General features: G+C 35.7%; 16 protein-coding genes and 1 riboswitch. Of the genes, 11 read left to right on the forward strand and 5 right to left on the reverse strand.

All coding sequences use genetic code 11. From position 1 onward, the window contains the following. Window positions 1–385 precede the first annotated feature (385 nt). Window positions 386–579: riboswitch (cobalamin riboswitch) on the reverse strand. A gap of 353 nt (window positions 580–932) precedes the next feature. Further along, on the reverse strand, window positions 933–1928 hold the full coding sequence (locus NBX25_RS21505) for a helix-turn-helix transcriptional regulator (RefSeq protein ID WP_250255363.1): 996 nt from the start codon (window positions 1926–1928) through the stop codon (window positions 933–935). 181 nt (window positions 1929–2109) lie between these two features. Here NBX25_RS21505 and NBX25_RS21510 point away from each other — a divergent pair, with 181 nt between their 5' ends. The 4 genes from NBX25_RS21510 (at window position 2110) to NBX25_RS21525 (ending at window position 4934) form a co-directional block, all read left to right on the forward strand. Beyond that, the gene (locus tag NBX25_RS21510; RefSeq protein WP_250255364.1) at window positions 2110–2928 is read left to right on the forward strand and encodes a siderophore-interacting protein; all 819 of its coding nucleotides are present in this window, start codon (window positions 2110–2112) and stop codon (window positions 2926–2928) included. Further along, window positions 2921–3577 carry a VOC family protein gene (locus NBX25_RS21515; RefSeq protein ID WP_250255365.1) on the forward strand — a complete coding sequence of 219 codons (657 nt, stop codon included), beginning with the start codon at window positions 2921–2923 and terminating at the stop codon, window positions 3575–3577. The genes NBX25_RS21510 and NBX25_RS21515 overlap by 8 nt, the downstream gene beginning before the upstream one ends. Window positions 3578–3623: 46 nt before the next feature. After that, complete coding sequence (locus tag NBX25_RS21520; protein WP_250255366.1) at window positions 3624–4340, forward strand: DUF6796 family protein; 717 nt, start codon at window positions 3624–3626, stop codon at window positions 4338–4340. A 324-nt stretch (window positions 4341–4664) separates the two neighbouring features. Then, on the forward strand, window positions 4665–4934 hold the full coding sequence (locus tag NBX25_RS21525) for a hypothetical protein (RefSeq protein WP_250255367.1): 270 nt from the start codon (window positions 4665–4667) through the stop codon (window positions 4932–4934). Between the two features lie 144 nt (window positions 4935–5078). On the opposite strand, the gene NBX25_RS21530 is transcribed toward NBX25_RS21525, so the two are convergent. From NBX25_RS21530 to NBX25_RS21540, 3 genes are all read right to left on the reverse strand, one after another. Beyond that, window positions 5079–5609: a RidA family protein gene (locus tag NBX25_RS21530; RefSeq protein WP_228445519.1), complete on the reverse strand. Its 531-nt coding sequence runs from the start codon at window positions 5607–5609 to the stop codon at window positions 5079–5081. Window positions 5610–5723: 114 nt separating this feature from the next. Further along, on the reverse strand, window positions 5724–6686 hold the full coding sequence (locus NBX25_RS21535) for a zinc-binding dehydrogenase (protein WP_250255368.1): 963 nt from the start codon (window positions 6684–6686) through the stop codon (window positions 5724–5726). 24 nt (window positions 6687–6710) lie between these two features. After that, window positions 6711–7688, reverse strand: a complete 978-nt coding sequence (locus NBX25_RS21540) for an alpha/beta fold hydrolase (protein WP_250255369.1) — start codon at window positions 7686–7688, stop codon at window positions 6711–6713. Between the two features lie 95 nt (window positions 7689–7783). Between NBX25_RS21540 and NBX25_RS21545 the strand changes: the two genes are divergently transcribed. From NBX25_RS21545 to NBX25_RS21565, 5 genes are all read left to right on the forward strand, one after another. Continuing rightward, window positions 7784–8641 (forward strand): LysR family transcriptional regulator, encoded by an 858-nt coding sequence (locus tag NBX25_RS21545; protein ID WP_250255370.1) that lies wholly within the window; start codon window positions 7784–7786, stop codon window positions 8639–8641. Between the two features lie 28 nt (window positions 8642–8669). Next, window positions 8670–9569, forward strand: a complete 900-nt coding sequence (locus NBX25_RS21550; RefSeq protein WP_250255371.1) for a helix-turn-helix domain-containing protein — start codon at window positions 8670–8672, stop codon at window positions 9567–9569. 81 nt (window positions 9570–9650) lie between these two features. After that, window positions 9651–10487 (forward strand): SDR family oxidoreductase, encoded by an 837-nt coding sequence (locus NBX25_RS21555; protein WP_250255372.1) that lies wholly within the window; start codon window positions 9651–9653, stop codon window positions 10485–10487. A 109-nt stretch (window positions 10488–10596) separates the two neighbouring features. Then, complete coding sequence (locus NBX25_RS21560) at window positions 10597–11457, forward strand: DUF4240 domain-containing protein (RefSeq protein ID WP_250255373.1); 861 nt, start codon at window positions 10597–10599, stop codon at window positions 11455–11457. A gap of 212 nt (window positions 11458–11669) precedes the next feature. After that, window positions 11670–12626 carry an MBL fold metallo-hydrolase gene (locus NBX25_RS21565; RefSeq protein WP_250255374.1) on the forward strand — a complete coding sequence of 319 codons (957 nt, stop codon included), beginning with the start codon at window positions 11670–11672 and terminating at the stop codon, window positions 12624–12626. 120 nt (window positions 12627–12746) lie between these two features. Here NBX25_RS21565 and NBX25_RS21570 read toward each other — a convergent pair whose 3' ends face one another. Further along, window positions 12747–13091 carry a winged helix-turn-helix transcriptional regulator gene (locus NBX25_RS21570; RefSeq protein ID WP_250255375.1) on the reverse strand — a complete coding sequence of 115 codons (345 nt, stop codon included), beginning with the start codon at window positions 13089–13091 and terminating at the stop codon, window positions 12747–12749. Between the two features lie 673 nt (window positions 13092–13764). On the opposite strand from NBX25_RS21570, the gene NBX25_RS21575 reads away from it, so the two are divergent. Together NBX25_RS21575 and NBX25_RS21580 are read left to right on the forward strand one after the other, a co-directional pair. Beyond that, window positions 13765–14940 (forward strand): autotransporter outer membrane beta-barrel domain-containing protein, encoded by a 1176-nt coding sequence (locus tag NBX25_RS21575; RefSeq protein ID WP_123910940.1) that lies wholly within the window; start codon window positions 13765–13767, stop codon window positions 14938–14940. Between the two features lie 19 nt (window positions 14941–14959). Beyond that, a complete protein-coding gene (locus tag NBX25_RS21580) occupies window positions 14960–18403 on the forward strand; it encodes an RCC1 domain-containing protein (protein WP_250255376.1) in 3444 nt (1147 codons plus the stop codon). The last annotated feature ends 411 nt before the right edge of the window (window positions 18404–18814 follow it).

An 18814-nucleotide genomic window follows, 5' to 3' on the forward strand; every position in this document is an offset into this window, starting at 1 on the left:
GTTGTTGGGAGGTAAAAAGAGAATGATGAGAAGAAATCAGATGAGCTATTAATGGGTATGGAGACTGCATTTTTTTCGAAACTCCATAGAACAAGATCTCTGTCATAGATCTGTTATTCATAGATGCATAATGGTGATTGGCTTGGTACATTTTTTAACTTTTTACATAGATTAAACCCAATAAAAAGTTCTAGATAAACTTCACGATGTTTTGTGAGAAAGAAAAATTATGGAAAGGGGACACGGATGAGTTATAGACCTACAGAATAAGCACACGCTGTTCTGCCAGTATCTACCTCAAAAATGAGATCAGTAGATAAACAATTTTATCACACAATTATCCATACCGTATCATACCTGACTATAAGCTTCAGATCGCGAAAGCATCGTCACTACGAAATGGGCAGGTCTCCTGACTTGTAACAGTTTTTATCATCCTTCCCATAGGCCGGGGCATACAGTGGATATTGATTTGATAAAAACCTTTAGTTGTTACTTACAGTTGCGCGACAGTTCGTGATTTGCACACGATTCCCTTTTAATACACAGCTAAGTGTAACCAATTTCGGTTGATAAAGAAGGTGTTAAGAACTCCTTGGTGGTAAATATAGCCATTTTATAAGAACGACAAAATATTTTATGTAAACAATAATTAATTTTGGGTAATGAATTGATAATGTTTGTTTTGTGGATCTTTGTTTTTTGGTGGTATGATAAAAATCAGTCTTTTTGTAGTGTTTTTTTATTACCAAATCATTAACAAATACACCTGAATGTTAAATGAAATAAAATAAAGAATGTGTTTTTATGGGTAATTTTTATATTTGAAAATAGACCGATTAAGCCTAATAATCTAGGGTGAAAATTAGAAAATAACTACAGATTTTGAGAAAGTCATCATTGGTAAATATCGGTTGAAATCATTTAATAATTTAGTGAGTTATACCATTGGTATTCCTAAGTTTACTAGGAATTAAATTATACTTTCTTTTAAATGCTGCTGAAAAATGTCTTGGGTTCTTATATCCGATAATATCAGAGATTTCATTGATGTTTAAGTCTCCTTCAAGAAGCATTTTTTTTGCCTGTTCCATCTTTGTATCATTCCAGAAATTGAAAACGGTAGTTCCAAACAGTTCCTTAAAACCTTTTTTTAATGTAAATTCATTGGTCCCTACTTGATGAGCGAGATCTACTAATGAACAGTTTTGGTCAAGATTATTAATGATAAAATCTCTCACTGCATATATTTTCTCTTCATCCTTTTTGAGAAGAGAGGAGGAGGACTCACTTTTAAAAAGCTGTTCCAGCTGTAAAAGGAGAAGTTCTGCCACTTTTGCTTCAAGATAAATTCTTTTGAAAATACCTTTACGCTCACAATGGATGATGTCATTCAGAATCTGATACATTTCCAAACTGATGCGGTTATGATGCGGATTGATAAGGCATGAATGCTGTTTTTCAATGGCATTTCTGAATGTATTGAATACGTCTGAGTCTTCGGGAAGAAATTTTGTAAAAAAAGCAGGGGCTAAATTGATTTCCAGGATCTGCATTTCATGACCGTCAAATTCCATCTGACCGGACATCTGATGAGCATAAATAATGTTATGCTGGTAGCTCTCAAAACATATTTTATAACCAAAATTATCTGAAAGAGCAGCGCTTCTGCCTTTCAGCGAAAAGTGCATCTCAACACTGTCAAAGTCAGCTTCAAAGTATAATAATACCTTGTTTTTGAGAGAAACATTTCCAAAACCGATATGAACATTTTCAAAGCAGATTTCATGATAAAACCCTTCTCCATAAGGAGGTTTCAAATGAGTAACATACTCTCTGATATCACCATCGTTTATAAAATAGGCATTGGGATATTTTCTTTCCACCAATGTTCCTCCAATTTTATCATCGTAGACTCTTAATGCCATCCTTATTTGTTTTGATTAAAATTTTCCTTTTTGCGGACTTTTTACTCCCTTTTGCATACCTCATCCTTCCGTTTTACTTATTAGTTTTGCACAAAGATAATAATTATTTAGAATGATTCTTAATAATGTGTTTTGTTTTATCAATTGAAATCAAATAGGAAATAACAGAAAAGAAGATATCATGAAAAAAATGGAGACTATACAAGGGGAATTCACCGTGACCGGGAAAAAATACATTACCCCTCATTATATCCGGATCTTTCTTACAGGGGAAAGCGTCCCATTGATTGTCAACACGACAATTGGAGTGAATAATAAAATTCTTATTCCGCCTCAAGGAGTTGATCGAATTTATTTCCCAGAATTTGATTATGAAAAAACGGAATGGAAACCTCAGCCTGAGGAGACCCGTCCCGTTATCAGAACGTATACGCATCGGGGCATTGATCTTGTCCGAAATGAGATTTGGATTGATTTTGTGGCTCATGGAGATGAAGGACCGGCTTCAGCATGGGCGATTAATGCAAAAAAAGGAGATTTATTAGGAATTTTAATGAAGAACGGGAAAACAGAATTGTATGCAAAGGCAGATAATTATTTACTCGTTGCCGATGCAACAGGAATTCCGGTGATTGCTGCTATTCTTGAAGATTTACCCCCTTCTGCAAAAGGAACCTGTATCCTTGAAGTAGATGGTAAGGTGGATGAACAGGAGCTGCAGACACTGGCAGACATCAATTTTATTTGGATTCATAATGAATATCCTCAGAAAGGCAGCCGCCTTCCAGAAGTTGTAAAGCAGCAGATATTACCGGAATCATCCAGAACCGGATATGTGGCAGCGGAGTTTTCTTCAGTAAAGGAAATTCGTCACTATCTCCGTAAAGAAAAGCAATGGAAACAGGGAGAATTATATGCTTATTCTTATTGGAAATCGGGAGTTGCAGAAGATAAATCTGCAATGGAAAGACATCAGGAAAATGAGGTTAGAAATGAATAATAATGTACAATTAAGTCATGTATTGTACCGGGTACAGGACTTACATACTGCTGTAAAAAAGATTCAGGATGCGGGTTTTATTGTAGAGTATGGAACAGATCCTGATAAGGCTTATAATGCTTTGATCTGGTTTGAAAAAGGGGGCTTTATAGAAATTTACCATAATTCCGGACTTCCTGGCTATATAAAATGGATGATGAAAATCTTTGGCTATCAGTCCGTTTTAGAACGGATGAGGCAGTGGGAAAACGTAAAGGAAGGCTGGTGTGAATGGTCTTTGGAGTCTACATTAGAAAACCTGAATTCAGAAAAACAATTTTTCAAAAATGAAAATATCGGGTTCAGGTTTCATAAAGCTAAAAGAAAAGATGTATATGGAAATAAGCTTACATGGGAACTTCTAATGCCGGATGATATTGATTTTCCTTTTTTAATGTCCGCCTATCTTCCTGATCCCAGGCCTAAAGAAGTTAGTCATCCCAATGGAATTGTAGGAGTGAGAAGTATTAAGGTAGGAACAGATCTTCTGAATACTCAGGTATTAAATCAATTGCTCATCAATCAGGAGGGTTTAGAGCTTGTACAGGGAAAAGGGTTACAAACTGTTGAATTCATCAATTCTGATTTGAAAATTGAAAATATATTATAATCCCCGATTTTTTAGAATCAAAAATTATTAAAATAAAGAACGAAATATGAATTATTCAAGTAAAATAAACTGGTCTTTTGCAGCGGCTATCATCGTTTCTATATGCTGGATCATTGGAGATGTTTTTGTTGCCGGATTTGACCCGAATCCTGCTGACTATCCATTGTTTTCAAAGACTTATGCCAACCAGGTGGATGTAGAATTTGCAACCCTAATGTTAGAGGGATCGACTCCGCGATTGATGTTTGGAGCTTTAATCGGAGCGCTCACAGGACCATTGTTACTTCCTGCAACCTGGTTGGTTTTTCAGTTTTTTAAAGATACTAAAACATGGTATTCAGTGGCGGTATACTGGATTTTATTAACGGGAGCTGTCTTGTCTCCTTTAGGTCATGCCGGATTCTTTTATGTAGGAGAAATTTATAAAGCGGTCTATCATACCGATCCGGTTGCTCATGCCTATCTTTTAGAAACAGGACGTGGATTTATGAAGATGCTTAATATTGCTTGGGGAGCTGCTATCGGAGTACTGGCCATTGGATGGATCTCATTTGCCGTATGTATTCTTTTGAATAAAACCTTGCTGCCAAGATGGATGGCTTTATTAACACCGTTTGTTTTGACCTTATTTATCATTCCAATCAAGGGTCTTTTACCGCTGCCTTACTCAGGATGGGTTGGGGGAGCGATATTCAATATTGCTTATCTTACCTTCTTCGGCTCGTTACTGATTCTTTTCAGAAAGAAACTAAATAGAGTTTAAAAAAACAGAACTAATAACGATCTCTATATATTACATTTTCAATTGGGCACTTTTTCAGTGCTCAATTTTTTATGAGCAGTTTCTTTTAAGGGACAACTTCATCATTTGATGTATTGATCTTCAGGGTGTTTAAAAATGAATATAAATGATATTAGAATAAAAATGACACATTATGTATTGACTGTTTTGATGATCTCTTCCATCATTACGCTTGTTTGCTGTAAAGAAAGTAATATTCTTTAAAAATACAGTTACGGAAGAATGTATTATATTTGATATTCTTATAATGAAGAAGGAAAATTTCTTTGTCCATAAAATATACACATGTCTACATCTAAATTAAGCCTCTTTGCTACCATAGCTCATATTCTTTTACTCATAATATTCATGAAGTATGATGAGGTATTATTTACTCATGATTGGGGAAATGCTGTTATGCTTTTAATTTTCGGAGTTGTAATTTTAGCGTTGATATTAGCCATTGCATCAAGAAAAACGATACTGGGAGCTGTATTGATGATCGTTAATGGGATTTATACGTTGATCTGTATTTTTATGTTGTATTTCGCTTTGAATTACACTTTTAAAGTATAAAACATATGAGATAAATTAATAAATCAATCCCTGCTCTCCAAACTAAGGAGGGCAGGGATTGTCGTTTTCTCAATGAAAGAAGTGATTACATGGTTTTAAATTCAAACAACTTACAGGCTTTAAATCGTTTTATGAGATTGTTATTTATAAAGGCATAAAAGCTATTGCATCGACTTCTATCATCATACCATCCAGCGCTAATTTTGGAACAGGAATTAAGGTACTGGCAGGAAACTTATTGTTTTTCCATACTTTATGCATTTCTTCCGTCCATATTTTGAGCTTCTCCTGATCGTGATCCACAATCAATACTGTGATTTTAAGGACATCATCAGGCTTCAAATGATATTCTTTAAGCACTGTTTCCAGGTTTTTCAAAGCGAATTGAACTTGTTGTCTGAAATCTTCAGAAAGGTTGTGATGTAAGTCTTCACCACCACTTTGCCCGGATATAAATACATATTTTCCATTCCCCACGCTGCTTGTAGCATGTGAAAAGGCAAAAGGAGTCGGGTCAAATAGAGTTTCCGGATTTTTAGACTCGATACTTGTCATATTTTTTTGTTTGTTGGTTTTATCGTTATTGACTTCTGAACAGCTTGAAAACATTACTATAAAAATGAGTGAAGCGAGAAGAAGCGTTTCTTTATAGATGATATTTCTAAAGTTAATCATGATTTGTAAAATTTTAATTGATGAAGCAAAGGTAGATTCAATCATTTTTCAAAACATTTACATATGTTGAGGAAATTAGAAATAATAATTCATAAATGAATGCTTTTGCCATTGTTATAATGACAGTATAATTTTACCAAACAAAGGTTGGATCCGTTTTTTATCTTCAATTCTTTCATGAGCACTTTGAATGTCTTCGAGAGGAAAGATACTGTCTATAACCGGTTTTACATGGCCGCTTTCAATTAATTGCGTAATATGATGAACTTCATCCCTGCTTTGTCTGGTAAAAACAAAATGATAGGTAGCATTTTTTTCCCAGGCATGGATAAGATTTTGAGGCTGAGGAATATCAACCAATGTTACAATTCTGCCATAATCAGCTAAAGCAAGCGGACTGTCTGATAATGTACTGCCTCCAACAGTATCAATAATCACATCCACCCCTTTTCCATTTGTATGAGCTTGTATTTCCTCAATATAGTTCTTTTGATGATGGTCAATGATAACATCGGCTCCAAGATTCTGAAGTTTTTCATGTAAAATACTTTGCCCGGTTGTATAGACAAAAGCACCAAGCGATTTAGCAACCTGGATGGCTAATGTTCCGACTCCACCGGCACCACCAAGAATAAGAATGGTTTCTCCTTTTTTCAATTGTGCCCGTACTACAAGCATCTCCCAAACCGTTCCGCCAATAAGAGGAATAGAAGCCGCTTCCTCATAGGTAATATTATCAGGCATTCTTGATAATAAGGATTCATCGGTAACATGATACTCTGCATAGCTTCCGGTACTGCCAAAACGTGGTGAATAATACACCTTATCACCGGGCTTCCAGTTTTTAACAGCATCACCCACTGCTACAATATCACCGGCAATATCATGGCCAGTTATGATAGGTAGATCAAATAAAGGAGCATAATCCCCTCGTCTTATCTGATAATCCAAGGGATTCATAGATGTGGCTTTTACTTTTACCAGCACTTGCGAAGGAGTTGTTATAGATGGAGTAGAGACTTCTGCGAATTGAAGGACTTCCGGCCCGCCATAATTTTTAATTACAATAGCTTTCATAATAAGGTATTTATTTAATAGTTTTTATTGAGGGAGTGTTTTCATAAATTCAAGGATCTCGGTACCGATTTCCATGACATGGGTTTCCAGTGCGAAATGTCCGGTATTGTAAAATTTGAGGCGGGCATTCGGAATATCTTTTTTATAAGCTTCCGCACCTTCAGGCAGAAAGTAAGGATCTTTGTTTCCCCAGACCAATAAAAGTTTAGGCTGATGCTTTCTGAAATACTCATGAAACTTGGGATATAAAGCTACATTGGTTCTGTAATCTTTTACCAGATCAAGCTGGATCTCTATATTGCCTGATCTGTCCAAAAATTTTTGATCTAATGTGTATGCTTCAGGAGCAATTAAAGAAACGTCCGATACTCCGTGATGGTATTGAAAGTAGGTAGCTTCTTTAGACACAAAGTCTTTTAATGCAAGTCGGTTGTTTTCTGATGGGTCTTTCCAATATTTCTGTATTGGATTCCATTCTTTGCTTAAGCCTTCTTCGTAAGCATTTCCATTTTGAGAAATAATTCCGGTTATTTTCTCCGGATTGTTCATGGCCAGACGTAAACCTACCGGAGCGCCATAATCAAAAATATAGACTGCAAAACGTTTCATCCCCAGCTTGTCAACGAATGCCTGCATTGTATTGGCAAGGTTATCAAATGTATAACTAAACTGCTGGTGATCCGGAGCATCTGAATACCCAAATCCTGGTAAATCAGGGGCTATGACATGGTATTTTGTGCTCAATATGGGAATCAGGTTTCTGAACATATGGGATGATGTCGGATATCCATGCAGCAGAAGAATGGTAGGTGCATCAGAAGGACCTGCTTCTCTGTAAAATAAGTTTAACCCGTTGATCTGGGTGTTGCGATAGTGTATTGAATGGTTTTCCATAATGTGATGATTTAAAATTGATTTTTGAGTAGATTGGGCCATCATTAGAGTATTGGTGAATAAACCAATTGACAGACCTCTAATGAGTTGTCTGAATGTTATTTCCATTGGATTCTTTTTGTGATTCCAAAATTAATACGGATATTTGATTATTAAAAACGATTAATTTTAATAATTGTAATCACTTTTAATGATTAATAAGAATGAATACAAATGATTTAAAGATATTTGAAGCCGTTGCTGAGACAGGCAGTTTTACAAAAGCGGCTTCCCTAATGTTTACGGTTCAGTCTAATGTAACCGCAAGAATTAAAAGTCTTGAAGAGGAATTTGATACAAAACTGTTCTCCCGTACTTCCCGAAAAGTAGAACTTACCTCAGAGGGAATGATTCTGATGCAATATTGTAAACAGATTCAGCATTTGGTGGAAGAAGCCAAATATAATATCCGAAGTGGAGAAAATGTAAGGGGCTGTTTGAAAATTGGCTGTATTGAAACAACGATGGTTTTAAAAGCACCGGAAATCCTCAAAATCTTTGAAGAAAAATACCCTGGTATTGAACTGGAATTTAAATCAGATACGAGAGACTCTCTGATTGCAGGAGTTTTGGATTACAGTTTGGATGCTGCATTTGTTTCGGCTCCTATTATTGCCAACGGGTTGGAAAAAATTAATATTAAAGAAGAGCAGCTTGTTATTTTAACTTCTTCCAAAGGTCCACAACTGCAGACATTGCTTGAAAAATCACCTTTAAAAATTGTAGTATTTGATGATGGTTGTATCTTTAGAGAAAGATTCGAATCCTGGTTAAGTCATAAAGGCGTTATGAAGTATAAAAGTACTGTTTTGAATTCTTTTGAAGGCATTATTAATTTTGTGGAAGCAGGTTTAGGAATCAGTATATTGCCGGAAGAAATTGTTTCTAAATATTATGGTGGAAGAGCCATTAAAACTTATGGTTTAAATAAACAATTGGGAACCATGAATACAGTTCTTGTTTTCAGAAACGAGGGACCACAATCTAAAGCTTTACAGTGTTTTATTGATATGCATTCGTAAAGATGGTATCCTATTAAAAAATTAAAGTATGGCAAAAGCTACCGAAACACTTGAACAATTCTACCGGAACAAATATGTAATGTTATCTGAAGATTTCTCTCAAAATGAAGGACAATTTAATATCTTTAAGATTGAGGACAGGATTCATTCAGGGATGACTTCACCTACCTTTATCCGAAGAGATTTTCATAAGATCATGTGGTTTCAGGGGAATAATGTATTTCATTATGGAGACCGGAGTATTCCTATAGCTGGAGATACATTACTTTTCTTTCATCCCTATGTACCTTATACTTACGAACCTTTAACTCCGGATTCTAAAGGCTATTTTTGTGTTTTTAAAGACGAATTTCTGAAAGATAATTTTCGTTTCAATCTATTTGAGCTTCCACTATTTACAGCAGATGCATACCCTGTTTTCACTTTAAATGAGGAGGAAGCAAGGGAGATTAAGATAATATTTGAAAAGATGTCCAAAGAAATGAATTCAGATTTTCGCTATAAATATGATCTTATTAAAAATTATGTCAGTGAATTAATTTATTGTGGATTGAAATTACAGCCTGTAAATTGTTCCTCCACATCTTCCAATGCTGCTGCCAGAATTACTTCGGTATTCATGGAACTTTTAGAGCGGCAGTTTCCCATTGAATCTACCGCGCAACGTTTTGAACTACGCTCCCCCAAAGCATTTGCTGATCGACTGTCTATTCATGTTAATTATCTTAATCGCGCCATAAAAAAACAAACAGGTCGAACGACTTCTGAGCATATTTTTGAACGGTTGATTTCAGAAGCCAAAATCCTTTTAAAATATACAGATTGGAACATTTCAGAGATCAGTCATGTCCTTGGTTTTGAAGATCAGTCCCATTTCAATAACTTTTTTAAGAAACAAACTAAGACCAGCCCGACCCATTTAAGATAGGTTTGAATTTGACAAGTATTGGTTTCTATGTGACAAAATATCGATTGAGGCTTAAGGTAATTTTGTATGAAAATAGAATTTATGAATCATACAAAAACATGGTACATCACAGGAGCATCCAAAGGAATGGGGCTTTCGGTAGTAAAAAAACTTTTAGAGAAAGGATATAAGGTTGCCGCTACTTCAAGAACACTTGCTGCTTTTGAGGGACTCAAGGATGGTGGGGAAAATTTTCTTCCGTTAGAGGTTGATTTAAAAGATGAAAAGTCCATTGCCAGATCTATTGAGAGAACAATAGAAAAGTTTGGTCAGCTGGATGTGGTGGTCAATAATGCCGGTTATGGGCTTGGAGGAGCAATAGAAGAACTTGACGGTAAAGAAATAGAAGACAATTTTCAGATCAATTTCTTTGCTGTGGTAAAAGTTATTCAACAGGTATTGCCTTATTTAAGAAATCAGCGTTCGGGGCATATCATTAATATTTCATCGATTGCTGGATTTGCTCCTGGATTAGGATGGAGTATCTATTCTGCTGCTAAATTTGCCGTAACAGGTTTGTCTGAAGCATTAGCTAATGATTTAGAACCCTTTGGAATCCATATAACTGCGGTTCTTCCCGGATGGTTTCGTACTCATTTTGCCAAACCGGATTCAATAGCTTTCAGTCAGAATCAAATAAAAGAGTATGAGTTTTTGAGGATGGCTTATCAAAAAATGGATGAAATGGACGGAAAACAATTAGGAGATCCTGATCAATTGGCAGATGCGTTTATTGAATTAATTGCTGCCAGGAATCCTCCTGCTTTATTATTCCTGGGAAGTGATGCTTTTCAAAGAGCAGAAAATAAAATGACTCACATGGTAGCCCAGCTCAAAGAATGGGAACATCTGTCTTTTTCAACAGACTTTAAAGAGTAATAAAATGAATCTTTAGACAGGATGAAAATAAAAGCAGTATAAGGAGCCGGATCTCTTTATTTTTCGTAGTTTACCCCCGAAAATAGATCAATCACATATTACCAGCTTTATGAAAAGGAATTTAATCAATCAAAATGGAGTCTCTGACAAATTTTGGAATATTGAATATCGGGGAAACACACAAAAAATAGTATTTGGAAAAACGGGAACCCAAGGACGTGAAACCATTAAAGAATTTACAGATGAAGAAGAATGTACCAAAGAGTCTGAAAAGCTAATCGGGCAAAAGATCAGGAAAGGATACATTGAAATTCTTGAAAATGAAGAAATCCCACAGAAGGCGGAACTTTCTGAAGCTGAAAAAGCAGATATTTATTTCTGGGAAGCTATAGAAAAATCAAATAAATATAAAAATGCCCACTGGAGCGAATATGATATTGATGAACATCTGGAGAATCTAACCCTATACCTTTCCCGGTTTGGAAAAGAAAGACTGGTCCTTTTTGAAAAGACCCTTCAGGAAAAGCTGAGTGAACTTTATACTGCGGAAATTGCCGAACTTTCGATCATCCTTGAGAATGATTTTAAAACGGAGAACGGGAGCTATATTTTTGACGGTTACCTTTCTGATGACGGATTCATTTATTTCCGTTGCTGGCTATTGCTGAAAGGTAAAGAGTTTTTTGAAGATATTAAAAAAGATATTCAGGTATTTGTCAGTGGAAAATATAGTTTCAATATCGGGGATTGCTGGGCAGAAGGGTTATTGTATGTCTCTGATGAAGCCTATTCTGAAAATCATGATAATGAAGATGAATCAGAAATACGAGATACAGTTGATGAGCTTTATCCGGAGAATCATTACGACAGTATGGATCGTAAAATGAACCGTGAACCGAAAAATGGTGCTGAGCTTCAGAAGATGTACCCTCAATTGGTAAAAGAAATGGGTGAATTAAGAAATACATAGATCAGTTCTGATAATCAATACAATGTAAGCCATGAACAAACGGCAGGCATCTCAGATGCCTGCCGTTTGTTTAAGTAACAACTGATGACAACAGGAGAGGAGAAATGTAATATTGGGAAATAGTGGTTACCTTTTTGTAATCTCTATTTTTATTTTAGTCTCTATTGGTAACTATTATAGTTTACTTTTGTAACTAAATAAATATTTCAAGAATGAATACTAACATTAAATCCACCATTCTGCTGTTAATCTGTCTTTTATTCAATAACTTGCTCTTTTCGCAAACTCATGATGCTTACAGAATCAAAATAGGAAATACAGAAGTTTACTCTCTGCTGGATGGCACCATTGAAGTGGATGCAGAAAAGTTATTTAATGATCATACGCCGGGAAAACCTGCTCGTTTACTTGCCTCTCAGTTTATTAATAATCCTGTAGAGATCAGCATCAATGTTTTTCTTGTAAAAACGGATCGTAAACTTATTCTGGTAGATACAGGTTCCGGGGAATTGCTGGGAACAACCGGAGGACATATCTTGGAAAGTCTTGCTTCTGTAGGAATAAAACCGGAAGCTATAACGGATATCCTGCTGACTCACATTCATGCAGATCATTCCGGAGGACTTATGATGAACAATAAAAAGGTCTTCCATAATGCAGCCATCCATGTCAATAAAAAAGAACTGGATTTCTGGCTGAATGAAACTAATGCTCAAAAGGCTTCAAAAGAACATATGGGAGCTAATCCACAAACATTTGATAATGCAAAGAATATGCTGACCCCTTATCTTAATGATCATCAGGTAAAAACATTTGAAGGAGTGAATACTGAAGTGTTGCCTCATATTTATAGTTATGCCGTTGGTGGACATACGCCGGGGCATACGATTTATGTATTGAAAGATGGTGGTGAAGAACTCTTCTTTTGGGGGGATGTAGTACACGTTGCTGCTATTCAGTTATCTGCTTCTGACATATTGGATCATTTCGATGTAGATCATCATTCTTCTGATATAGCCAGAAAATCCTTTTTAAAACAGGCAGCCGATAAAAATTTACTGATTGCCGGGGCTCATATTTCCTTTCCCGGATTGGGAAGACTGAAAAAAGAAGGGAAAAAATATATTTGGTATCCCGTTCCATACAGCATTTCAGGAAGATACCAATAATGACGAGGGTAAGATATTTTGTGCTGAGTTTGTTCTTGTCCTTTCAGTATGGGGCAAATCTCTTTAAAAAACTCCTGTAGATGAAAGGCACCTACAGGAGTTTTTTGTTTATAACAGCTATTATAGCTGTTCATTTTGTTGTTCCAGTTCATGATGCTTCTGATTCCATAGCGTTAACTGATTAAGTATGGTGAGAAGTTCTATTCCTTTTTCGCTTAAAGAATATTCGACCCTTGGTGGCATTTCATTAAACTCTTCACGAATGACGATTTTATCTTCAACAAGTTCTTTAAGCTGCTCGGTGAGTACTTTTTTAGAAATGATACTCATTAGGGCAAAGATTTGTCCAAACCTTTTCTTCTTTAAACCAATGGTATAAATGATGATGGGTTTCCATTTGGCGCCAATGGTAGCCATCGTCCTGGTCATGGGGCAGTTGTGGCAAATGAAGATTTCGTTTTTCATTGAATTTTTTATATCTGAAAAAGAATGTTTAGAAAGATTGTCTACAACAAATTTAATCATTAATCAAGAACTTACCTATATATTAAACGTGCAATTTGTAATAGATATAGAGGGAGTATTCAGGAAGTGATCAACATTGAATAATATAGGGAAAGGTATTATTTAGTTTCAAAAAAATAAATTCATATTAAGCTTATAAAAACATTATTATATCCACATATAGATTAAATTACTATTATTTTTTTACCGACTATTTTGATGAATCATTATAAAAATATATTTTTGCAGTCAATAAGATGAAGTTATTGCAACTCATTCTATTACTTTCAATAAAAACTAAAAACAAAACCTGAAAACTAATTATATCATGAAAATGAACAAGACTATATTGTATTTATCCTTACAAATACATCAACACTTATTTCCTACAATTTAAATCAGCAGTAAATCCTCAGAATTCAAGTTCTATCAATGTTTGGGGATGTTTATGTTGTATCAGGTATAATGTACTTCTCCTTATTCAACGAAAATACCTTTTAATCAATGAATACACATTGATTAAAATTCATATATCTCCTTTATCCAACAGAAGGAAAGATGGGGAGCGACAAGTGGATTATTTTAAAAATCAAAAAAATATAATTTAATATTAAACCAATTAATTTTTACTATTATGACAAAAAAACTACTAATCATGGCCTTTGCGGGCTTATCCAGTACGATGGCTTATGCAGCTGATTTGTATGTGAGAAATGGAGGAACAGGGGGAGCTTATTCTACTGTAAGTGCGGCTATCACTGCAGCTTCTGATGGGGACAGAATCATCATTCAACCCAAAACGAATGGAACGGCCTATGTAGAAAACCTGACCATCAACAAATCATTAACTTTTATTTCTGAAACTAATTATAACAAATATTTTATTCAGGGAACGATTACCATCAATCCCGCTGCTGGGAGAGTGGTAACGATCAGTAATTTAAGTTCAGGAAACTTTACCATTTACAATATAGTGGCAAGCGGACCTACAACTGGTGGAAGAACTACGATAAACCTTTACAATTGTTATTTAAATAAGGTAATTACCAACCAAGCCAATACGACTACCAATATTTCCGGTTCTACAGTACTTGGGGAAATTAGTTTTTCTCATGGTAGAGTTACTGCCAATAAAGCACAGTCTATTTATGCTAATTCTACGGCAGTAGATACCAGTCTTGCCACTTCAGATATTGAAATTTATGGTAATGCTGCAAGTTTTGGGATATCGCATATGCAATCAAACTATAATTTTAAACTCTATAATAATTTTTGCCGTGGAGTATTTGTGTATGGTATTAAAACAGGCAGTACTAACGAAATTATTAATAATACGATCTATGATCCTAATGGAGGTGATATAGCGCCATTTTCCATCAACTTAAATAATGGAAACACCGGGAATATATCTATTATGAATAATGCCGCTTCTTTTGTGGTAGGAGCAACCAATGTTTGCATTAGCAACAACAATAATGCTACAGTGACTGCAAGTTACAATGTATTTACAAATCAATTTGTGACACAAGGGAATATGACCCAAAGTAATAATTCAGGATCTGTGAATATGAACTTTGACAATGTAGCATACACGGTAACCGGAATGAATGTAAATGCAGGAAATCCTGATATAAACTACACTGACTTAGATTTAACAAGAAATGATGCAGGTCACTACGGTGGTTCAAACAGTTGGACTAATTATTGGCCAACAGATAGCGGAGCTAAACCTCAGGTAAACTATTTACTAACTCCGCGAACAATCAGTAATGGTACATTAAATATCAGTGGATCTGGTTTTTCTAAATAATGACTAATGGTATAACAATATGAAGAATTATATCTATAGTATAATCGCTTTGCTTATGGTCATGTTGTGTCCTGCACAAGTGTTCGTAAGTCAAGCCGAATATTTTTGGGACACAGATCCGGGAACCGGAAACGGCATTGCTGTTTTGGCTTCTGACGGGAGCTTCAATAGTGCTTTCGAACAACTGACCAAAACAGGAATTACTACACCCGGTAATGGTTTACATAAATTCTCTATCCGTATCAAAGATAATACCGGAGTTTGGGGTCCTGTTTTTACGAATGTTATTAATGTTCAGCAAAATACAACATCTACAATATTAGCACTTTCCCAAGCTGAATATTTTTGGGACACCGATCCTGGAGCCGGAAATGGTACTCCGGTATTGGCTGCTGATGGAAGTTTTGACAGTGCTTTCGAGCAATTAACCAAAACAGGAATTACTACACCAGGTAATGGTTTACATAAATTATCTGTTCGTATTAAAGATAATACGGGAGTTTGGGGACCTGTTTTTACGAATGTTATTAATGTCCAGCAAAATCAGACATCCACCATACTAGCCCTTTCTCAGGCTGAATATTTTTGGGATACTGATCCGGGAACTGGAAATGGTACTCCGGTATTGGCGGCTGATGGGAACTTTGACAGTACATATGAACAACTGGTTAAAACAGGAATTGCTTTACCAGCGAATGGGTTACACGTATTTAATATCCGTATCAAAGATAATACCGGAGTTTGGGGTCCTGTTTTTAAAAATGTTATTAATATAGAAACTCCAACAACTCCTTCAGGATGTTGGCAGAATCTTAGTGTAGGGGATGGATTTTCTGCAGGAATAAAAGCAGATGGAACCTTATGGATTTGGGGTAGCAATGATTCTGGACAAATAGGAAACGGAACGACAACTGATAGAAATACACCAATCCTAATAGGAACTGCAACAGATTGGAAAAGTGTTAGTATTGGCTTTAGCCACACCATAGCACTAAAAACAGATGGTACATTATGGGCTTGGGGTAGAAATGATTATGGGCAACTGGGAGATGGAACGACCATTAATAAAAATATGCCTGTCCAAATAGGAACTGCATCAGATTGGAAAAGTATCCATGTTTCATTCAATCAGACATTTGCTATAAAAGCAGATGGAACACTCTGGAGTTGGGGGTATAATCATTATGGGCAGCTAGGTGATGGGACTACTAATAATAAGCTTGTGCCAGCTCAAATAGGGACAGCTACTAATTGGAAAACGGTAGAACCAGGTTCGCTACATACTTTTGCTATAAAAATAGATGGAACACTTTGGGGATGGGGATATAATTATTATGGAGAATTAGGAGATGGAACTCAAGTCAGTAGATTGTCTCCAGTTCAAATCGGAACAGCAACGGATTGGAAAAGTGCTGTTGCTGGTAGCTACCATTCAATCGCATTAAAAGCAAATGGGGCATTATGGGCTTGGGGAAGTAATACTTTTGGTGAGTTAGGTGACGGAACTATCATTAATAAAAATTTACCTGTACAAATAGGAACGGAAACAAACTGGAACAATATATCTGCTGGAAACGGTGTTACATTTGCCACAAAAACAAATGGAACATTATGGTCATGGGGTAACAATTCCAAAGGGTTATTAGGTAATGGTACAACTGGAAGTATTAATACTAAGCTACCTACACAAGTAGGATCATCATCAGACAATATGCAGAGTTTTGTGGGAGAGAATCATGTTCTTGTAAAGACTATTGACGGGTCTTTAAAAGTGTGTGGACAAAATATGTATGGACAGTTAGGTAATGGAAATAATAATAATACAAATTCGTTTGTTTCTATTGGTTGTCCTTCAATTTGCCTTCCTCCAACACAATTTTCAGCAACGAATATTACTTCTTCGACGGCTACTATTAGCTGGACAGGATCAACGCCAGCTCCTACTGGAGGTTATTCTTATCTTTATAGTACGAATTCAGTGCTTGGAGGAATAGAGGGGAATACTTCTACCACAACAGTTAATTTGGCAAATCTATTACCAAACAACACGTATTATTGGTGGGTAGCTTCTAATTGTGTAGCTGGTCAGTTTAATTGGATACCAGCAGGTTCATTTAATACACTTCCTACTACTGAAACAGGTTGTTGGGAAAGCGTGAGTGCCGGTAATTATCATTCCGTAGGTCTCAAAACAGACGGAACATTATGGACTTGGGGAAAAAATGGTGCTGGACAGCTAGGAGACGGAACTACAAACACCAGAATTACCCCAAAACAAATTGGAACCGGAAATAACTGGATGAAAATAGCAGCAGGATATGCACATACTGTAGCCATTAAAAAAGATGGAACATTATGGAGTTGGGGGTATAATTCAGCTGGACAGATAGGTGATGGAACTACAGCTGATAAAATGATTCCAACACAAATCGGAACAGCAACTGACTGGGCAGATATTTCCACTGGAGATGGGTATACATTCGCTATAAAATCGAATGGAACCCTTTGGGCTTGGGGACTTAACACATCTGGCCAGCTAGGTGATGGAACAAAAATAAACAAAACTATTCCCATACAGATTGGAACAGCAAATGATTGGAAAACCGTTGCTGCTATAGTATATCATACTATTGCCATTAAAAAAGATGGAACACTGTGGGCGTGGGGAAGTAATATGAACGGACAACTGGGAGACGGAACTAAAACGGAAAAACTTATTCCAACAAAAGTCGGAACGGCTACAAACTGGCAAAATGCTTCTGGTGGAGTTTCTCATACTATTGCCATTAAAACAGATGGTACACTTTGGGCCTGGGGAGATAATTCCTCCGGACAATTAGGTGATGGAACTACAACAGGTAAATTGAATCCAACGCAAGTGGGAACATCAACAGATTGGCAGAGTGTGGAGGGTGACTATTATGGCTCTTCTACAGGAATAAAAACAGATGGTACTCTTTGGAGTTGGGGATATAATACCTTTGGCCATTTAGGTGATGGTACAAAAGTTCCAAAATATATTCCTACAAAAATAGGAACTGCTACTGATAGAAAGATTGTTTCAGCAAATGTGTTTAACAAACTTGTGATAAGCACTAATGGATTTTTATCAGGATGTGGTTTTAATGATTATGGTCAGATAGGAGATGGAATAACAGTTAACAGAACAATTTTTGTACCTGTTGCTTGTCCTACAAGCAGTCTAGCCGTTGTAGAAGTTTCAACAAAAGCAGATCAGCTGAAAGTCTATCCGAATCCGGTACAGGATATTCTGACAGTCTCTCTTGATCAAAAGATTCTTTTGGTAACGGTTTACAATGCCGCAGGGCAGTTGATTCTTACAAAAGCAATCAATGATACTAAGGGAACAATTGATTTGTCTGCTTTACCATCAGGAGTGTATATGGTGAAAGTAAATGCAGCTAATGACTTTGTAAAAACAGTGAAAGTGATTAAACGATAAATATTAAAATTTTAATACAACTAAGATTTTCTGAAAATTGAAAGCTTTCAAAATAGCGCCACTTATCTTTAAGTGGCGCTATATTTTAATATGTTGTTGTTAATTTTTTAATCTACATTCCTGATATTTAGTAATATTATTCTTCATTTACTATTTGATGATTCATAATAAAAATATACTTTTGCAGTTGACAATATATATGATAATATATAATATTGTTAATTAAAAAAAACTAAAAACTAATAAACTAAGCGTGAAAATTAATTAAACCATGAACTACACTATATTTATTTTGCCCATTCATCATAGCTAATTGTTTCCAACAATTTAAAAACAGCATTAAAATTTTGAAATTTCTTTAAAGCAGTTGTATTGAATCGATATGATTCTTTTTTCAAATCATACCTTACT

The organism is Chryseobacterium sp. Marseille-Q3244 (assembly GCF_940807095.1).
GTDB lineage: Bacteria > Bacteroidota > Bacteroidia > Flavobacteriales > Weeksellaceae > Chryseobacterium.